Genomic DNA, 17,280 nt, shown 5'->3' with positions numbered 1-17,280 from the left:
GGCCGGCGCGGGCCGGAGGTTGCCGTCGAAGGCGCCGGCGACTACTGCTCCGCGTGCGCGTCGGGCAGTTCCCGCATCGCCCAGAACGGCCCGATCACGACGAACAGGCACGAGAGCAGCTCGCCCGCGGCGGCGATCCACAGGGTCGGCACGGTACCGATCCACGTGCCGAGCGCGCCGGCGATGAGGGCGGCGATCGGCATCACCCCCCACACGACGAAGCGGATCGAGGCGTTCATCCGTCCGAGGAGACGGGCCGGGGTGATGCGCTGACGGAACGTCACCTGCGTGATGTTGTACAGCAGCACCGAGAAGCTCAGTGCGAAGAACTGGATGACCAGCAGCGGGAACGCCAGCGCCGGCACGAGCGAGATCGCGGGCAGGAAGAAGGGGACGACGCAGAAGATGAGGGCGCTGATCGGGATGGCGCGGGCCTCGCCGATCCGCATCACGATGTGGGGTGTCGCGATCGCGCCGAGGAGCCCCCCGACCGCCGAGAGCGAGAAGACGATGCCCAGCATCTCGGGGGAGAGGCCGAGCTCGCGCAGCACGAAGATCGGCAGCAGTGTCGTGGCGATCGTGCCGAAGAAGTTCGCCGTGCCGGTGGTGCACACGATGCGGCGCAGGAGCGGGTTGCCGAACACCCACCCGAGTCCTTCGCCGATCTCGCGGTGCAGCGGCCGGCGGCTCTCGCGTTCGTGGGGCGGCTCGTGGTCGCGGGTGAACAGCAGGGCGACGAAGGAGGCGAGGTAGGTCGCGACCGTGGCGAGGATGGCGACGGGGGCGGCCAGGACTCCCACGAGCCATCCGCCCACTGCGGGGCCCGCGAGCCCCGCGACCTGGTGGGTCGCCTCGAGCTTGCCGTTGGCCTCGGCGATCTGACCCGGCCGCACGAGCGAGGGGATGAGGCTCTGGTACGACACGTCGAAGAAGACCGTGGCGACCCCCATCACCAGCGCGACGACGATGAGATGCCAGATCTCGAGGATGCCGGCGAACCACAGCACCGGGAGCGACCCGAGCGCGAGCGCCCGGACGAGGTCTGCCCAGATCATCACGTGGCGCTTGCGCATCCGGTCGATCCAGGCGCCGGCGGGAAGGCCCACGATGAGGAACGCGGCGACGTTGGCGGCGCCCAGGACGCCGACCTCCCACTCGGTCGCCTGGAGCAGAAGGACGGCGAGCACCGGGATCGCGAGCTCGGTGATCTGCGAGCCGAACTGGCTGAAGGCCTGGCCGGTCCACATCGTCAGGAAGTTGCGGTCGCGCCAGAGAGATCCCTTCGGTGCCGTCTCGGCGGCGACTGGTTGAGACATGTCGATCAGTGTGAAGGGCTGATTGAGAAAAGTCAATCGGTGTGGTTGGGTGTGGTTGTGAGTCGCGAACGGGTCGAGCTGCGGCCGGGGGATCCCGAGGCCGAGGCTCGCATGCGCGCCCTCAGTTCGCCGCTGCGGCTGCGGGTGCTGCGGCTGTGCGCCTTCGAGGCGCGCACCAATAAGGAGCTCGCCGAACTGCTCGGGGTGAACCCCGGGACGATGCTCCACCACGTCCGCACGCTCGTCGGCACCGGATACCTCGTCGCCGAGGCGGAGCGCACCGGCGCACAGGGCGCGCGCGAGGTGCCGTACCGGGCGACGGGGCTGTCGTGGCGGACGTCGATGCCCGGCGGCTCGCACGTGCTGGTCGAGACGTTCCTGCAGCAGATCGAGGGCCTCGCCGACGATGATCTGGATGCCACGTGGCTTGGGTTGAAGCTCAACGAGGCCCATAGGCGCGAACTCCAGGACCGGCTGTACGCCCTCGCTAACGAGTTCAAGGAGCGGGGGCCCGACCCCGACGGCGAGACGTACTCGCTCTTCACGGTGCTGCACTCCGACAAGAACCCGCCCGGGGCGGGGCGCGAGTGACCCGAACTCCTGCAATCCGCAGCAGAAACCCCGATCTCGGCCTCCCGGGGCGCGGTGATCGCCTGCCGCGCCGTCCCCAACTCCGGCAATCCCGCACCCTGACCCCCGATCCGACCGCCTGCACGACCGGGATCGCCGAATCTGCAGGAGTTCGGGACAGCCGCCGCCGGGCGCAATCGGCCTACGCCGCCTCGATCAGCTCCAGCGCGCGCCCCGTGCCGTCCTCCGCGGCGACGAGGGGGCCGAGCTCGGCCGCGCGCGGCCGACACCGGAGCGCCTCGTCGATCGCGTCACCTGCGTGCCGTGCCGTCACGCGGTGCCGGGAGAGCGGGCCGGGGGCGAGGCCGCGGGCCCGCAGCGTGCGGGCCCAGAACGGCTGATCCGCCAGGAACGGCACGACCACCGACGGCGTACCTGCCCTTACCGCCGCCTGAGAGGTGCCCGCACCCCCGTGATGCGCGGCCACCTCTACCCGCGGGAACACCTGGTCGTGCGAAGCGCCGTCGATGACCAGTACGTCGTCGCCGAGAAGTTCGGGGGGCACGTCGGCGCCGCCCCACCCGCGGAGCACCAGGGTCTGCCGTCCGCGCTCGCGTGCCGCCGCGACGAACGCCGCGCCGCGGGCGAACGGGTCGCCCTGCGCCATCGACCCGAAGCCCACCGACACCGACGGACCGCGGGCGAGGAACGCCGTCACGGCGGCTTCCGATCGCCCGCCGGGGCGCCCCGTCCAGGCGCCCGTGAGATGAGCTGTCGGCGGCCAGTCGGCCGGGCGCGAGAGGATCAGCGGGCTGACCGGAAGAAGCGTGGCTCGCGCCGCGCGCGGCCGAGGATCGCCGAGCACCCGCGCCGCTTCGCGCAGCTCTCGCCGGAACATCGACGCGGCGGCCCCGCCCGCACGATACGTCAGGCGGTTGAGGGGGCCGAGGTCGAACGGTACCGTGCCTGCGGCCGGAAAGTCGCGGGTGGGAACGGTGGTGGGCACGGTCTCGACGGCGAACAGCTGCGCCCCGAGACGTGCGGCGATGAGCGGCGCCGAAAGCACCTTCGGGTGGGCGATGACCGCGTCAGCCCCGTGGTCGAGTCCGACCCGGGCCGACCCGACGATCACCGCGCGCATGGTCGGCCGCACGACCGACGAGAAGTTCCGCAGCGCCTGGCCGACGGATGTCCCCTGCGCGGCGATCATGGCCTGGAAGTCCGCCCCCACCGAAGCCGTCTGGATCCCGTCGAGGTCGACGCCGGAGTTGTCGGGGAGCGCGAGCACCACCTCGTGGCCGCGCTCCTGAGCCCGACGGGCAAGAGCGGCGAAGGGCTCGACGTCGCCGCGCGACCCCGCGGTCAGGAGAAGGAGCTTCACGGGTGCACCCCTCGGGCGAGCAGGGGTCCGACGGCGGCCAGGCCCGCCTCGAGGCGCAGGAGCACGTCGGCGTCCACCTCGTCGCGCCCGAAGCGCCGGGCGATGAGCCCGCCGAGCAGAAGCGGGGCGAGCGAGTACGCGGTGAGGGCTACACGGGCGTCCTCACGCGCAGCCGCCGAGGCATCGGCGAGCCCCACCTGGTCGAGGAGGGGATCGGATGATGCGACCAGCGCATCGAAGAGCGCGGCCGCGCCGTCGCCGCCCTCGATCAACGCGCGGGAGATGTAGCGGACGTGAGGCGTGAGGTGCTCGGCGAGGACGCGCCGGCTCCCCTCGTCGTCGAGCGCGCCCTTGTGGGTCACGGCGTGGAGCGCGGCGTCGTCGCACGCCCGTCGGAGGCCGGCCTTGTCGGTGAAGTGGTGGATGACGAGGGCCGCACTCACATCCGCCTCGGCGGCGATCGTGCGAACGGAGCTCGCGAACCCGTCGCGGGCGAAGCAGGCGAGCGCGGCCGTGAGGATGCGCTCGCGGGTGGTGTCGGATGCTGCCGTGGAAGCCGTCACGCCGCAAGCATTGAACAAGTGTTCAATCGGTGTCAAGTCTGGACGTCGTATGTCGCGGAGAGGATGCTGTCACCAAACCACGCGGGAGGATTCATGTTCACCACCGACCACGCCTTCTCAGGCTTCAGCGTCGACGACATCGAGGCAGCGCGACGCTTCTACGGCGACACGCTCGGATTGAGCGTCAGCGACGACCCCATGGGCTTCCTCGACATCGCTCTCGCGTCGGGAGCGCACATCCTGGCGTACAGCAAGTCCAACCACGAGCCGGCAAGCTTCACGATCCTCAACTTCCCCGTCGCCGACCTCGATGCCGCAGTCGACGACCTGAACGGGCGGGGCGTGACGACGAAGATCTACTCCGACGACGAGTTCCCCACCGATCATCGCGGGATCCTCCGTGGTGGCGACAACGGACCCGACATCGCCTGGTTCCGCGACCCCGCCGGCAACGTCCTCGCCGTGATCCAGGACGACGATCTGCGCGGATGACGGCTGCGCCGGGTCAGGGCCGCGGCCATCCCTCCGGTCCGTCGGTGCCGGCGGGGTACTCGTCGAGGGGCACCTTGCCGCTCCGCCACGCGTCGAGCACGGGCTGCACGATCCGCCAGCACTGCTCGGCGGCGTCGGCGCGCACGGCGAGCATCGCGTCGCCGTCGAGGATCCCCGACAGCACTTCGGCGTAGGCCTTCAGCGTCCCCTCGCCGAGATCGGCGACGAGGGAGGAACGTTCGAGTTCGAACGCGTCGCCGTCTCCGCTGACGTTCATCTCGAGCGTCATCCGGTCGGGGCCGAGCGCGAAGCGCAGCACCGTAGGCGCGGTACTGCCGGTGAGCCCCTGGGGCAGGTGCCGCACGGGCTTGAAGCGCACGATGACCTCGCGCTCGGCATCATCCAGAGCCTTCCCCGACCGCAGGGTGAACGGCACCCCCTGCCACCGGGCGTTGCGCACCTCGAAGTCGACCTCGGCGAGGGTCTCGGTGTCGCGCGCGGCGTCGACGCCCGGTTCGTCGACGTAGGAGGGCAGCGGGCGGGCCTGCACGACACCCGCGGTGTATCGCGCGCGGCGCGAGGATGCCACGGGGTCGCCCTGCCACACGTGCGTCGCGCGCAGCACCGCGCCGGTCGCCTCGCGGAAGTCGATCTCGGACAGCGACGCCGGGGGCTCCATCGCCACGATCGCGAGCACCTGCAGGAGGTGGCTCTGGATCATGTCGACGAGCGCCCCGGCGTGGTCGTAGTAGCCGGCGCGACCTTCGAGCCCGAGGGTCTCGTCGTAGCCGATGAAGACCGCCTCGATGTGCTCGGCCGACCAGACCGGCTCGAGCACCCGGTTGGCGAGCCGGGCGCTCAGGATGTTCAGGGTCGTGGAGCGACCGAGGAAGTGGTCGATGCGGAAGATCTGCGACTCAGGCACGATCTTCGCGACGGTCTCGTTCAGCGCGTGGGCGGTGGCCTCGTCGCTGCCGAACGGCTTCTCGATGGCGAGGATGAGCCCCTCGGGCACCTCGAGGGTCGTGAGCGCCTGGCACGCGCGCTCGGTGACGGCCGGCGGCACGGCGAAGTAGAGCGCGACTCGGCCGTCGTTGCCGCCGAGGAGCGTGGTCAGGTCGGCGGGGTCGGTGATGTCGGCCTTCGTGTAGGTCGTCGCCGCCACCGAGGCGAAAGCCTTCTCCGACCCGGTCGTGGCGAAGGAGGCCTTCACGACCTCGCGCCAGCGGTCATCGTCCCAGTCGTCCATCCCCGCGCCGCGGAGGTGGATCCTCCGGTCGGGCTCGCGGGTGAGCAGCTGCCCGAGGGCCGGGAGGAGGAGCCTCGACGTCAGGTCTCCCGACGCCCCGAGGATGATCAGCGTGGTCAGGTCAGGGCTCATGGGCCCACCCTACTGAGTGCGGACGACGAGACGAGGGGGATGCCGGAGCTCCGGCATCCCCCTCTGGCGCGGCGCCTCAGGCGGCCAGCGCCTCCCGCAGCTTGACGCGTGCCCCCATGCGCAAGAGCGAGTTCTCGTAGATCTTCGCGCCGACGAGGATCGCCGCGACGCAGGTCGCCGCGAGGATCGCCAGCGACACCAGCGGCTCCCACCACTGCGCCTCGCCGAGGAACAGCCGCATCGGCATCCCGACGGGGGCCGAGAAGGGCACGTACGACATGATCGTCAGCACCAGCGAGTTGTCGTTGAAGAAGATCACCAGGAAGTACGGCGCCATGATCAGCATCGTCAGAGGCGTCGTGGTGGACCCGATGTCCTCCTGCCGCGACACCATGGCCGCCGCCGCGGCGAACAGCGCCGCCAGCAGCACGAAGCCGAAGAGGAAGAACACGGCGAACCAGGCGATCGGCGCCCCGAGGCCCTGCAGCAGCGCGGTCTGATCGGTCACGGTGAGTCCGACGACCGCGACGGCGGCGAGCACGAGGATCTGGCCCACCGCGAGGACCGTGTTGCCGATGACCTTGCCCGCCAGCAGCGCCCGGGTCGGCACGGCCGAGATCAGCAGCTCGACCACGCGCGTCTGCTTCTCCTCCACGACGCTCTGCGCGATCGTGCCGCCGAAGAGCGAAGCGGCCAGGAGGAACACGATGCCGAACCCGAGGGCGACGAAGTAACGCAGCGCCGGGTTGGTCTCATCCGGGTTCAGCAGTTCGACCGGTGGCACCTGGGCGAGCGTGAGCATGAGCTCGGTGGGGGCGCTCGAGTCGGCGATGATGACGAAGCCGAGCGGCGACGAGGAGTCGCCGACGATCGCGGCGTCGACGTCGCCGGCGGCGACGAGGTCCTCCGCCTGCGCGCGATCGGTCACGTCGGTGACCTCGAGCCCCTCGACGCCGTCGACGTACTGCGACGCGTTGCTGGTGACCGCCACGGGGGTGCCCGAGGAGTTCCCCGCGGTGAACCCGCCCCAGATCACCAGGGCGAGGGCGCCGAGGATGAGGATCGCGGTGGAGATGATGAACGCCTTGCTGCGCAGCTTCGACCCGATCTCGCGCTCGGCGACGAGCCAGACGCTCTGCGCGGTGCTGGGCGCGGTGGGCAGGGTGGACGTGCTCACTGGATGACCTCCTTGAAGATCTGGGCGAGGGTGGGATGCTGCGGGGCGAAGCTCGCGACATCCCCCTGGGTCACCGCGCGGCGGAGCACCCGCTGCGCGGCGTCTTCGGACTCGACGTCGAACACGGCGTACCCGCCGTCGAAGTCGACGACGGTGACGCCCGGCTCGTCGCGGAGCCACCCGGCGTCGCCGGCCGACACCAGCTCGTAGCGGTGGGCGGAGTGCTCGGCGCGGAGCGCATCGCGGGCGCCTGCGGCGCGCACGCGGCCGCCGGCGATGATGACGAGGTCGTCGCACAGTCGCTCGACGACGTCGAGCTGGTGCGACGAGAAGAGGACGGACGCGCCGTCGGCGGCCCGCTGCTGCAGTACCCCGGCGACCACGTCGACCGCGAGGGGGTCCAGGCCCGAGAACGGCTCGTCGAGGATGAGCACCTCGGGCTGGTGGACGAGGGCGGCGGCGATCTGGGCGCGCTGCTGGTTTCCCAGAGACAGTGTCTCGACGTTGTCGCCGAGGCGCTCGCCGAGGCCGAGTTCCTCGAGCAGTGCCGTCGCGCGCGCCGTGGCGTCGGCCTTGGAGAAGCCGTGGAGCCGCGCGAGGTAGACGATGTGCTCGAGCACCTTCATCTTCGGGTAGAGCCCGCGCTCCTCGGGCATGTAGCCGAAGCGGCGACGGTCGGCGGGGGTGACGGGTGAGCCGTCGAGGGTCACGGTGCCGGCATCCTTCGCGAGCACCCCCAGGATGATGCGCATCGTCGTGGTCTTCCCGGCGCCGTTGCCGCCGACGAAGCCCGTCAGCCGTCCGGGTCGCACGTCGAACGACACGTCGTCGAGCGCGCGACGGCCGCCGTACGCCTTGGTGATGCCTCTCAGTTCCAGCATGGATACTCCTTCGAGTCGGGATCGGCCGGGATGACATCGACGCTACGGACGGCGCGGCGCCGCGACATCCGTCCCGGGGTGGGTTTCGCCCCCGCCCCGGTCCTCCCCCCTGCGGGGGATACCTCGACGTCGAGAGAGATTTCCATACGCGGGAATAGATCTGCGAGGCTGGTGCTTGCACGTGCATGGAATGTCCGACGGCGGTCTCCCGCCGGGAGACGCCATCTATGGAGGAGAACTCAATGAGCAACCGCACCATCGGGTACATCGTCGGGAGCATCTCGTCGACGTCGATCAACCGGCGCCTGGCCGAGGCCCTCGCCCGTCTTGCCCCCGAGGGCACGACCCTCGTCGAGATCCCGATCAAGGACCTGCCGTTCTACTCGCCCGACTACGACGCCGACTACCCCGAGGTCGCACGTGACTTCAAGCAGGCGCTCGCGGACGTGGACGGTGTGATCATCGTCACCCCCGAGTACAGTCGCTCCATCCCCGGCGTCCTGAAGAACGCCCTCGACTGGGCGGCGCGCCCCTGGGGCCAGAACTCGTTCGACGGCAAGCCCACCGCCGTCATCGGCACCTCGCAGGGCGGCATCGCCACCGCTGCGGGTCAGCAGCACCTCAAGGCCATCCTGAGCCACTTCAACGCCCCGGCGCTCGGACAGCCCGAGGGCTACATCCAGACCACCCCGGGTCTGTTCACCGACTCGGGTGAGGTCACCAGCGACGAGACCGCCGCGTTCCTCGTCGGCTACCTCGAGGCGTTCAACGCGCTCGTCGACCGCTACGCGCACGAGCTCGTCAGCGCCTGACGGATCCCCGTTCGACAGCCCCGGACCGCTTCGGCGGGCCGGGGCTGTCGCTCTTCCGGCGGGGGTCTTTGGGGACCAGGATGGCTATCGACGTGAGCACGACGCCGAGGGGGGCCCATGGCCGGACGCATCATCATCGACCTGTTCGTTTCGCTGGACGGCGTCGCCCAGGCGCCTGGAGCGCCTGACGAAGACCGCTCGGGCGGCTTCCCCCACGGCGGTTGGCAGGCGCCGGTGATGGGTGAGATCGAGGGGCGCGAGATCACCCGCGGCATCGACGAGATGGACGCACTCGTGCTCGGTCGCCGGACGTACGACATCTTCGCGGGGTACTGGCCGCACCACGTCGAGGGCGACGGCGCGGGCCGCATCGGCCGGAAGTTCGCGTCCATCCCGAAGTACGTCGCCTCCCGGGGCGCTCCCGTGCTGGAGTGGGAGGGGTCGACGCATCTCGGCGCCGACGCGGTGGCGGCCGTGCAGGCGCTTCGCGACGTGCACGAGCAGATCCACGTCGTCGGGAGTGTCGACTTCGTGCAGTCCCTGTTGGCCGCCGACGCCTACGACGAGCTCCGGCTCTACACCTACCCGGTCGTGATCGGCCGCGGGAAGAAGGTGTTCCCCGAGGGAGCGGCGCCCGCGACCCTCGCGCTCCTGGGCGACCCCGTCGTGTCGGAGAAGGGGGCCGTTCTGCTCCGCTACGGCCCCGCCGGCCCGCTCCGGACGGGCACGATGGACGACTGAGCGCCGCGCCGCGTCAGGCCAGGCCGTGCCGGTGGGCGTAGACCACCGCGGCGACCCGGTCGCGGGCGCCGAGCTTCTGCAGCACGTTGGACACGTGGGTCTTCACCGTGGCTTCGCCGATGAAGAGGCGCTCGGCGATCTCGGCGTTGCTGAGCGCCTGCGCGACGAGGCGCAGCACCTCGGTCTCGCGGTCGGTGAGCTCGACGGCGGGTGCGGCGGGCGCGCCCGGCGCGGCGTCGGCCGCCGCCGGCGTCGGTCCGGACGAGGACAATCGGCCCGGACGCGGACGATCCGACGCGAATTGTCCGCCGCTCGGCCGATTCTCCTCGGCCGGGATGGCCGGGATGGCCGGGATGGCCGGGATGGCCGGGGAGGGCAGGGTGGCCGGGCTGGCCGGGGCCGGGCGAGTCGCCGCGTTCGGCGCCGAGTCCCCGCCACCCGCGAACCGCTGGATCACGCGGCGCGTGACCTCGGGGGCGAGCAGGGCGTCGCCGGCGGCGGCGACCCGCACCGCGTGGACGAGCTCCTCGGGTCCGGCGTTCTTCAGCAGGAATCCGCTGGCCCCCGCCGACAGCGCCTCGAAGAGGTAGTCGTCGCGGTCGAAGGTCGTGACGATCAGCACGGCGGCGTCCGAGCCGGCGGCGACGAGCGCCCGCGTCGCCGCGATCCCGTCCATCCCGGGCATCTGCACGTCCATGCAGATCACGTCGGGAGAAAGAGCGGATGCCGCGGCGACCGCGTCGGAGCCGTTCGCGGCCTCCCCGACCACCGCGACGTCATCCTCCGATTCGAGGATCATCCGGAACCCGGCCCGCATGACGGCGTGATCGTCGACGAGGAGCACCCGGATCATCGGGCGGTACCTCCGGCGACCGCGATCTCGCCGTCGCGTGGCGTCGCCGGCGGCCTCGGGGCGGGCGACGTCGGGGTCGACAACGGCACGTGGGCGCGAACCCGGAACCCACCGCGCGGACGGGGGCCGGCTTCCAGGCTGCCGCCGGATGCTGCCGCCCGTTCCCGCATTCCCACCAGCCCGAGCCCCGGGCGCGGGGAGGCGGCCACGCGACCGGTGTTGGTGACCTCGAGCTCGACGCTGTCGGAGGAGTACCGAAGCCGCACGTCGGCTCGCGCGTCGGGCCCGGCGTGACGACGCGCGTTCGTGAGCGCCTCCTGGGCGATGCGGTAGAGGTTCACCTGCACCACGTAGGGGACCGGCGTCCGGTCGCCGACGACGGTGAAGGTCGTCGGAAGGCCGTTCTCCTCGGCGTGACGGACGAGGCTCGTCAGATCGTCGAGCGACAGGGTGGACCCCTCGGTCGCCCCGGCATCGGGGGTGCGCAGCGTCTCCAGCAGGTGACGCAGCTCGGCGAGAGCCGACCGCGCCGACGCCTCCACTCCGGAGAGGGCCGCGCGCGCGGCATCCGGATCCTTCTCGATCACCGCGCGCGCCGCACCCGCCTGCACCCCCATCGCCGAGACGTGATGGGCGACGACATCGTGCAGCTCGCGGGCGATCTTCACCCGGTCCAGCGCCACCGCCTGCGCCGCCGTCAGTTCGCGTTCGCGTTCGAGTTCTTCGGTGCGCAGCTCCAGCGCGCGGCGCTGCAGGGCCGAGGCGTACGCGCGATCGCCCATGTAGTACGCGCCACCGAAGAAGGCGGCGTTGACGAGGAACTGGATCAGCATGAAGGCGACGAACGGTGAGAACACACCCTCGCGCGAGAACCCGTCGTCGGTGGGCGCCGTTGCCGACTGAAAGGTCGTGACGAGGAGCCAGAGGAACATGCCGATGATGATCAGCACCCGGACGATGGAGGCGCGGCGACGGTCGTCGACCCAGGCGCCGACGGTGTAGAACGCGATGAAGACGGCGATGTTGCCGACGTAGATCTCAGGGATCCGTACGCTGACGCCGATGAAGTACGCCAGCGACGCCGTGACGGCGACGATCTCGGGGTAGCGTCGCCGGAGGGCCAGGGGGAGTGTGAGGGCGGCGCTGTAGAGGAGGGACCACTGGATCTCGGCGGTGCCGGTGCCGTACACGCCCGCGACGGAGCCGAGGGCGGCGCTCAGCACCGCGCCGACGAAGAGGCCGAGCGCGAGGCCGAGGTCGGCGCGGAGGTCGTTCGGCGTCGGCGGGGTACGTCTCAGGGCGGCAGTGGCGGCGCTCATCCTCCCACGGTAGGGGCGCGACAGCGCGCGGGCATCCCCCGCAGGGCGGACCGCGAGGTCTCCCCCCGGTGAGGGAGGTGCGCGTCCGACGGCGATGAGAGGGTGAGTACACGAGGGCTTCACCAGGACGAGAGGAGTGGATGATGGCGAAACTCGACAACCTGATCTGGGGCGATCGCGATGACCCTCGGCGGGAGCTCGCCGAGCTGTTCCCCGGAGGCGACGCGGATGTGCCCGTGACGGTACGGGCACGCGACTGGGCGCGCGAGGTGATCGCCCAGGCCGGCGTCTCATCCGACGACGAGCTGCTCGTCATCAAGACGCTACGCGAGGCCGAGCCGCGTCTGTCGCTCAAGCCGGCGCGCTACCTCGCCACGCAGCTGCGCGGCTGAGGGCGGGACAACAGCCGCGAGCCAACCGCTGCTAGCGTGCGGCGGGTGAGCGAACAGCAGATCCAGAAGCCCGCGGCGCAGGATCGTGCGGTCCCGATCGGGGTCGTCATGGTCGGGATGTCGCTGGTGGTGTGGTGGCCCGCCTTCACCCTCGGCGCCTGGGGCGACCTGTTCTTCGACCAGCTGCTGACCCTGTGGGCGGCCTCCACGGCGGCGCTCGTGTTCGTGCTGGTGGAGCGCGCGCCCGTGGGGGGCAAGCTCGGGCGAGCACTGCTGCTGCTCGTGCCGTCGCTGTGGATCGTGCTGTCGTACGTCTTCAACGAGGACGAGAGAAACCTCGGGGTCCTCCTCGTCAGCGTCGGCGCGGTGCTCATGGTCATCGTCGCGCTGCCGTTCACCATGTGGGTGCTGGTGCGGATCGTCTGGCCCGACTTCCGGTCCTTCACGCGACGGAGCACGCGGTGGCTCATCCTCGGGGTGGTCGGCGGCATCGCGATCGTGTCGTTCGTGCTCGGCGTGACGCAGTCGGAGTGGCTTTACTGCGAAGACTTCGCGATCAGCGGCAACTCCGAGCCGCCCGGCTGCACGCCCGAGCCGCCCGGCGTCGAGGAATGAATTTCCGCGTCAGGAGGGGCGCACGTCGCCGTAGAACTGGCCGTGATACCCGTGCAGCACCGCGTGCGGCAGCTCTGCACGAGCCACTTCGGTGAACGAGGCGGCGTCGAGCACCAGGAGGAACGACGTCTCGGCCGCGGCATCCAGCACCACCGACAGCACCACGCCGTCGTCCTCCGCCTCCCGCCCCGGGCGCCCCACGAACACTCCCTCGCCGGGGAAGCAGTCCTCGGCGTGCCAGGTCAGGGTCGTGCCGTCGCGGTTGTCGATCTTCACCAGCCGGTCGTAGAACCCCGGCCGGTCGCCGAGGCTCACGCCGTAGACGTAGCGGTGATCGGGGCGGGTGTTCATGCGGGCGTAGTCGAGGCTCGGCAGCTCGATCGGCGTCGACGAGATCTCCTCGCCCGTCACCGTCCTCGCACCGCCCGTCAGCGGCAGGCGGAAGCGGCGGAGCGTCCCGGGAGGGATGCGGGCGTCGGGCTCCTCCAGCCGGTGGAGGTAGAACGCCTCGATCACCGACGCGTCGTCGTAGCCGACGAGGTCCACCACGACCTCGTCGCCGTCGTCGTAAGCGTTGACGTGGTGGAAGGCGAAGAAGGCGGCCGAGGTGACGGTCTTCACGTGCGCGCCGGTCTCGCGGTCGAAGACGTGGAACCTCGTGCCGCGCTCGGGCTTCCATCGGAAGTTCTCGATGTACGGCTTCAACCACAGCAGGAGCGAGATGGGGTTGACCACGAGGGGGAACTCGGCGAGCACGAGGTAGCGCTCCGACATCCCGAAGGAGTGAATGTATCCGGGTTCGCCCACGCGCCGATGCGCGAGCGTCGTCGGGGTCGCCCCCGGGGTCGTGGTGTCGAGGTGGCGGAAGACGTACTGGCTCGAGGCGTTGAACCGCGTGACGAGGTTGATCGCCTCGCCTCGCGCGTCATCCAGCTGCGGGTGCACCGTCGTCATCCGTCCGAAGTTCGACGTGTCCCACCCGGTCACCCCGACGGTCGTGAGGGTCACCGGGTCGAACTCGACCTGGATCGGCGTCTCGGCGAGGGCGAGGAACTTCTCGGCCACCTTGGCGATGTTGACCTTCGCGCTGTCCGTCGGCTTGGGATCGAACACCGCCATCGCGCGGGCGAAGAGCGACCGGCACGGGTCGGTGGCGAACTCGGGGAAGGCGATCCGGCCCTCGTCCCGCGCGGCGCGATAGGCCTCGGTCTCGAGGAACCGGTTCTGGTACGACACCCGGCCCCCCGAGCCGTCGCCCTGCGAGATCGTGAACCGATGGAGCATCGCCAGGCCGTCGAACCAGTGCCGGTAGCGCCGCTCGCCCACCTGGAACGACCCGGGGCCGTTGCGCAGCAGAGACCCCTCCAGCCAGTTGGGAAGGATGCCGCGGACCGGCACGTCGTCGATCTCGACCTCGGGGCTCTCGCCGAACCCGGCGGCGAAGCCCTGCGACGTCGTGCCCGCGGTCACGAGGGCACCTCGTCCGCGACGCGGGAGGTGTCGGCGTCGCCGGCGCGTCGCGCGGTGGCGCGCGGGTACTCCTCGCCGATGAGGCCGGCCGCGATCTTGCCCGAGGCGAGGACGGCGGGAACCCCCGCCCCCGGGTGGGTGCCGGCGCCGACCAGGTAGAGGCCGCGGACGGCCCGCGAGCGGTTGTGCGGGCGGAACCAGCCCGACTGGAACAAGGTGGGCTGGAGCGAGAAGGCGGCGCCGCGCGGCGTCTGCAAGACGTCGCGGAAGTGCTCGGGCCCGATCGCATGCTCGGCGACGATGTGGTCGGACAGGCCGGGGAGGAAGCGCCTGTCGAGCGTGTCGAGCACGAGACGGCGCACCCGGGCGGCCTCGTGGGCGGCGGCCTCGGGCGATCGGACCCCGTGCGCGGGGAGGGCCGGGAAGGCCACGAGCACGTACAGCGCCTCGCATCCGGGCGGTGCGACGGAACTGTCGGTGCGCGTCGGCACATGCACGTAGAGGAAGAGGTCGTCGGCCGTCAGATGCGCACTGCTCTCGAGGTCGCGGGCTTTCGGACGGAAGACGCGTTGCATGACCGCCCGCGCGTCTCCGCCGAGGAGGAGGTTGTGGTGAGCGAGCGGAGTGTCGGGCCAGGTGCGGTCGGCGCCGAAGTACAGCACGTGCAGCGACATGCTCGGCGTGCTCCGTCGCATCCGCATCCGCGACGCCGCCGCCTGCGGGGCCGCCGCGAGCAGGCGCTCGTACGTCGCGCCCGGGTCGGCACCCGAGACGACGACGTCGGCCTCGATCTCCGACCCGTCGACCAGCCGCACGCCGGTGACGCGACCGCCGGCGAGGAGGATGCGGTCGACCTCGGCGCCGCAGCGGATGGTGCCGCCCAGGCGCTGCACCAGTGCGCCGATCGCCTCGACGAGCGCGCTCGTGCCGCCGATGGCGTAGTGCACGCCCCACCGACGCTCGAACTCGGCGATCAGGGCGTAGAGCGAGGGGGTGCGGGCGGGGTCGCCGCCGATGAGGAGCGGGTGGAACGACAGCGCCCGGCGGAGGAACGGGTCGCGGACGGTCGTGTTCACCAGGTGCTGCATGCCGCGCGCGGCGCCGTGGCGCAGCAGGTAGGGAAGCATCCGCAGCATCACATGCAGCTGCATCATGGAGCGCTCGGTGTACGGGTAGAAGGCGTCGAAGATTCCGCTGATCTTCCGCTGCAGCCGGTCGAACCCGGTGACGTCGGCCGGGCTTCGCCGCGCCACCTCCTCGCGGAAGTCCGCGAGCGACGCACGGAAGTCGAAACGTCCGCCCGACGCGTCGAACGCCCGGTAGAAGGGGTCGAGGGGGACGAGCTCGACGTGGTCGGACAGCTTCTCGCCGGCGAGCGCGAACAGCTCCTCGAACATGAACGGGGCGGTGAGCACGGTCGGTCCGCCGTCGAAGCGGAACCCGTCGATGTCGTACCGGTAGGCGCGTCCGCCGATGAGGTCGCGCTTCTCGAGGACCGTGACCTCGTGCCCCGCGGCGGCGAGGCGGGCGGCGGCCGCGAGGCCCCCGAAGCCCGCGCCCACGACGACGACGCGTGCGCCCCCGGCGGTCACCGGCGGCCGTTCGGTGCGACGCGCACCACGACGTCGGAGATGACGGCCGCGGCCGCACCTCTTCCCCACCCGGGAGAGGTCCCCCGGGCTTCTGACACGCTCCCCATCGCGCTCCTCCTTCGAGGATGTGGGGCTAGCATACGGCCCGCCCGCGACGCCGGGGGTCGCGGGATGACGCTGCGGGGTTCAGCCGAAGATCATGGGGCGATCGTCGTCCTCCTCGACCGGCGGCTTCAGGTCGAGGTCGACGACGACCGGCACGTGATCGCTCGGGAGCTCGCCCTTGCGCTCGTTCCGGTGGATCTGGGCCCCGGTGACCTTCTCTGCCAGGCCCGCCGAGCCCAGGATGAAGTCGATGCGCATCCCCTCGTTCCGCGGGAACTTGAGCCGCTTGTAGTCCCAGTAGGTGTAGCCGGAGGGCACGAGCGGGCGCACGACATCGGTGAGTCCCGCCGACTGCAGCGCCGAGAACGCCTCGCGCTCGGGCGGCGAGACGTGGGTCGAGAATCCGGGCACCACCGCGGGATCGCCGTTGTCGGCGTCGGTGGGGGCGATGTTGAAGTCGCCGACGAGCGCGAGCGGCAGACGGGGCTCGGCGGCGAGGGCGTCGCGGGTGTACTGCTCGAGCGCGGCCAGCCAGTGCAACTTGTAGTCGTAGTGCGGGTCGCCGAGCGCGCGGCCGTTCGGCACGTACAGACTCCACACCTCGACCCCGTCGATGCGCGCACCGAGCGCTCGCGCCTCCTGCGGAGCATCCGGTCCCTCGTGCCCCTTGGCGAATCCGGGCATCCCCGGGAACGCGGTGCGCAGGCCCTCGATCGGCGCCCTGCTGGCGATCGCGACGCCGTTCCACTGCGAGAACCCGTGCGCCTGGACCTCGTAGCCGGCCTCTTCGAAGCGCTCGAAGGGGAACTGCTCGGCCTTGCACTTGATCTCCTGCATCGCCAGCACATCGACGCTCTCGCGGACGGCGAAGTCGACGATGCGGTCGACGCGGGCGCGGATCGAGTTGACGTTCCAGGTGGCCAGGCGCATGCCTCCAGCGTAGAACCGCGCCGGATCTAGACTCGTCGTCGTGACCGTCGCCTCCACGCCCGAGCTCGAAGCCGATCGCCAGGCCCTCATCGCCCTGATCCAGGACGAGGCGGTGTTCCACGGCGACTTCACCCTGTCCAGCGGCAAGAAGGCGACGTACTACGTCGACATGCGCCGGCTCACGCTCGACCACCGGGCGGCGCCCGCGATCGGGCGGATCATGCTCGACCTCATCCGCGATGTCGACGGCGTCGTCGCGGTCGGGGGGCTCACGCTCGGTGCCGACCCGATCGCCAACGCCGTGCTGCACGAGTCGGTGCGGGCGGGGCGCCCCCTCGACGCATTCGTCGTCCGCAAGGAGCCGAAGGACCACGGCCGGGGCCGGCAGATCGAGGGCGCGGATGTCGCGGGCAGGCGCGTCGTCGTCGTCGAAGACACCTCCACCACGGGCCAGTCGGCGCTGAAGGCCGTCGAGGCCCTGCGGCGCGAGGGCGCGGAGCCGGTCGCGGTCGCGGTGATCGTCGACCGCAAGACCGGGGCGCAGGATGCCGTCGAGGCGGCCGGACTGCAGTGGCTCGCCGCGATCGACCTCGACGACCTGGGGCTCGCGCCGCAGTAGCCCGTGCCCGCGTTCGGCGGGGGCTCCTCGCCGTCTCGCGGACCGCGAGCCCACCTCGCGCGTTCGCGCGC

General features: G+C 71.1%; 18 protein-coding genes. 7 read left to right on the top strand and 11 right to left on the bottom strand.

What is annotated here, in order from left to right; translation table 11 throughout:
• Positions 1-41: 41 nt before the first annotated feature.
• The gene (locus T9R20_RS16255) at positions 42-1,316 is read right to left on the bottom strand and encodes an MFS transporter (RefSeq protein ID WP_322410380.1); all 1,275 of its coding nucleotides are present in this window, start codon (positions 1,314-1,316) and stop codon (positions 42-44) included.
• A 111-nt stretch (positions 1,317-1,427) separates the two neighbouring features.
• Between T9R20_RS16255 and T9R20_RS16250 the strand changes: the two genes are divergently transcribed.
• A complete protein-coding gene (locus T9R20_RS16250; RefSeq protein WP_416182980.1) occupies positions 1,428-1,907 on the top strand; it encodes an ArsR/SmtB family transcription factor in 480 nt (159 codons plus the stop codon).
• 181 nt (positions 1,908-2,088) lie between these two features.
• On the opposite strand, the gene T9R20_RS16245 is transcribed toward T9R20_RS16250, so the two are convergent.
• Both T9R20_RS16245 and T9R20_RS16240 read right to left on the bottom strand, forming a co-directional pair.
• A complete protein-coding gene (locus T9R20_RS16245; protein ID WP_322410378.1) occupies positions 2,089-3,267 on the bottom strand; it encodes a glycosyltransferase in 1,179 nt (392 codons plus the stop codon).
• On the bottom strand, positions 3,264-3,830 hold the full coding sequence (locus T9R20_RS16240; RefSeq protein WP_322410377.1) for a helix-turn-helix domain-containing protein: 567 nt from the start codon (positions 3,828-3,830) through the stop codon (positions 3,264-3,266). The genes T9R20_RS16245 and T9R20_RS16240 overlap by 4 nt, the downstream gene beginning before the upstream one ends.
• Before the next feature lie 93 nt (positions 3,831-3,923).
• Here T9R20_RS16240 and T9R20_RS16235 point away from each other — a divergent pair, with 93 nt between their 5' ends.
• Positions 3,924-4,322 carry a VOC family protein gene (locus tag T9R20_RS16235; RefSeq protein ID WP_322410376.1) on the top strand — a complete coding sequence of 133 codons (399 nt, stop codon included), beginning with the start codon at positions 3,924-3,926 and terminating at the stop codon, positions 4,320-4,322.
• Positions 4,323-4,335: 13 nt separating this feature from the next.
• Here the strand turns inward: T9R20_RS16235 and T9R20_RS16230 are convergent, their stop codons facing one another.
• From T9R20_RS16230 to T9R20_RS16220, 3 genes are all read right to left on the bottom strand, one after another.
• Entirely contained in the window at positions 4,336-5,703 is a 1,368-nt protein-coding gene (locus tag T9R20_RS16230; RefSeq protein ID WP_322410375.1) for a glucose-6-phosphate dehydrogenase, read from the bottom strand.
• A 76-nt stretch (positions 5,704-5,779) separates the two neighbouring features.
• Positions 5,780-6,880, bottom strand: coding sequence for an ABC transporter permease (locus tag T9R20_RS16225; RefSeq protein ID WP_322410374.1), 1,101 nt, complete (start codon positions 6,878-6,880; stop codon positions 5,780-5,782).
• Positions 6,877-7,761, bottom strand: a complete 885-nt coding sequence (locus T9R20_RS16220) for an ABC transporter ATP-binding protein (protein WP_322410373.1) — start codon at positions 7,759-7,761, stop codon at positions 6,877-6,879. Before T9R20_RS16220 ends, T9R20_RS16225 begins: the two co-directional genes overlap by 4 nt.
• A 242-nt stretch (positions 7,762-8,003) precedes the next feature.
• Between T9R20_RS16220 and T9R20_RS16215 the strand changes: the two genes are divergently transcribed.
• Entirely contained in the window at positions 8,004-8,573 is a 570-nt protein-coding gene (locus tag T9R20_RS16215) for an NADPH-dependent FMN reductase (protein ID WP_322410372.1), read from the top strand.
• A gap of 117 nt (positions 8,574-8,690) precedes the next feature.
• Entirely contained in the window at positions 8,691-9,314 is a 624-nt protein-coding gene (locus tag T9R20_RS16210) for a dihydrofolate reductase family protein (RefSeq protein WP_322410371.1), read from the top strand.
• A 13-nt stretch (positions 9,315-9,327) separates the two neighbouring features.
• Here T9R20_RS16210 and T9R20_RS16205 read toward each other — a convergent pair whose 3' ends face one another.
• Positions 9,328-10,167: a response regulator transcription factor gene (locus T9R20_RS16205; RefSeq protein ID WP_322410370.1), complete on the bottom strand. Its 840-nt coding sequence runs from the start codon at positions 10,165-10,167 to the stop codon at positions 9,328-9,330.
• Complete coding sequence (locus T9R20_RS16200; RefSeq protein WP_322410369.1) at positions 10,164-11,486, bottom strand: sensor histidine kinase; 1,323 nt, start codon at positions 11,484-11,486, stop codon at positions 10,164-10,166. The genes T9R20_RS16205 and T9R20_RS16200 overlap by 4 nt, the downstream gene beginning before the upstream one ends.
• Positions 11,487-11,629: 143 nt before the next feature.
• Here T9R20_RS16200 and T9R20_RS16195 point away from each other — a divergent pair, with 143 nt between their 5' ends.
• Positions 11,630-11,878 (top strand): hypothetical protein, encoded by a 249-nt coding sequence (locus tag T9R20_RS16195; protein ID WP_322410368.1) that lies wholly within the window; start codon positions 11,630-11,632, stop codon positions 11,876-11,878.
• Positions 11,879-11,923: 45 nt separating this feature from the next.
• A complete protein-coding gene (locus T9R20_RS16190) occupies positions 11,924-12,493 on the top strand; it encodes a hypothetical protein (RefSeq protein ID WP_322410367.1) in 570 nt (189 codons plus the stop codon).
• A 9-nt stretch (positions 12,494-12,502) separates the two neighbouring features.
• On the opposite strand, the gene T9R20_RS16185 is transcribed toward T9R20_RS16190, so the two are convergent.
• From T9R20_RS16185 to T9R20_RS16175, 3 genes are all read right to left on the bottom strand, one after another.
• Positions 12,503-13,963, bottom strand: a complete 1,461-nt coding sequence (locus tag T9R20_RS16185) for a carotenoid oxygenase family protein (protein WP_322410366.1) — start codon at positions 13,961-13,963, stop codon at positions 12,503-12,505.
• Entirely contained in the window at positions 13,960-15,624 is a 1,665-nt protein-coding gene (gene crtI / locus T9R20_RS16180) for a phytoene desaturase family protein (RefSeq protein ID WP_416182919.1), read from the bottom strand. Before crtI ends, T9R20_RS16185 begins: the two co-directional genes overlap by 4 nt.
• A gap of 117 nt (positions 15,625-15,741) precedes the next feature.
• Complete coding sequence (locus T9R20_RS16175; RefSeq protein ID WP_322410364.1) at positions 15,742-16,590, bottom strand: exodeoxyribonuclease III; 849 nt, start codon at positions 16,588-16,590, stop codon at positions 15,742-15,744.
• Between the two features lie 40 nt (positions 16,591-16,630).
• Here T9R20_RS16175 and pyrE point away from each other — a divergent pair, with 40 nt between their 5' ends.
• Positions 16,631-17,209: an orotate phosphoribosyltransferase gene (gene pyrE, locus T9R20_RS16170; RefSeq protein WP_322410363.1), complete on the top strand. Its 579-nt coding sequence runs from the start codon at positions 16,631-16,633 to the stop codon at positions 17,207-17,209.
• The last annotated feature ends 71 nt before the right edge of the window (positions 17,210-17,280 follow it).

Origin of the sequence: Microbacterium invictum (assembly GCF_034421375.1) — a bacterium.
GTDB classification, from domain to species: Bacteria; Actinomycetota; Actinomycetes; order Actinomycetales; family Microbacteriaceae; genus Microbacterium; species Microbacterium invictum_A.
This window is presented reverse-complemented; position numbering and strand designations above follow the sequence as displayed.

Excerpts from the sequence above, each read along its gene's own strand:
- T9R20_RS16255 (WP_322410380.1), bottom strand. The coding sequence starts at position 1,316 with ATGTCTCAACCAGTCGCCGCCGAGACGGCACCGAAGGGATCTCTCTGG.
- T9R20_RS16250 (WP_416182980.1), top strand. The coding sequence starts at position 1,428 with ATGCGCGCCCTCAGTTCGCCGCTGCGGCTGCGGGTGCTGCGGCTGTGC.
- T9R20_RS16235 (WP_322410376.1), top strand. The coding sequence starts at position 3,924 with ATGTTCACCACCGACCACGCCTTCTCAGGCTTCAGCGTCGACGACATC.
- T9R20_RS16230 (WP_322410375.1), bottom strand. The coding sequence starts at position 5,703 with ATGAGCCCTGACCTGACCACGCTGATCATCCTCGGGGCGTCGGGAGAC.
- T9R20_RS16220 (WP_322410373.1), bottom strand. The coding sequence starts at position 7,761 with ATGCTGGAACTGAGAGGCATCACCAAGGCGTACGGCGGCCGTCGCGCG.
- T9R20_RS16215 (WP_322410372.1), top strand. The coding sequence starts at position 8,004 with ATGAGCAACCGCACCATCGGGTACATCGTCGGGAGCATCTCGTCGACG.
- T9R20_RS16210 (WP_322410371.1), top strand. The coding sequence starts at position 8,691 with ATGGCCGGACGCATCATCATCGACCTGTTCGTTTCGCTGGACGGCGTC.
- T9R20_RS16205 (WP_322410370.1), bottom strand. The coding sequence starts at position 10,167 with ATGATCCGGGTGCTCCTCGTCGACGATCACGCCGTCATGCGGGCCGGG.
- T9R20_RS16200 (WP_322410369.1), bottom strand. The coding sequence starts at position 11,486 with ATGAGCGCCGCCACTGCCGCCCTGAGACGTACCCCGCCGACGCCGAAC.
- T9R20_RS16195 (WP_322410368.1), top strand. The coding sequence starts at position 11,630 with ATGGCGAAACTCGACAACCTGATCTGGGGCGATCGCGATGACCCTCGG.
- T9R20_RS16175 (WP_322410364.1), bottom strand. The coding sequence starts at position 16,590 with ATGCGCCTGGCCACCTGGAACGTCAACTCGATCCGCGCCCGCGTCGAC.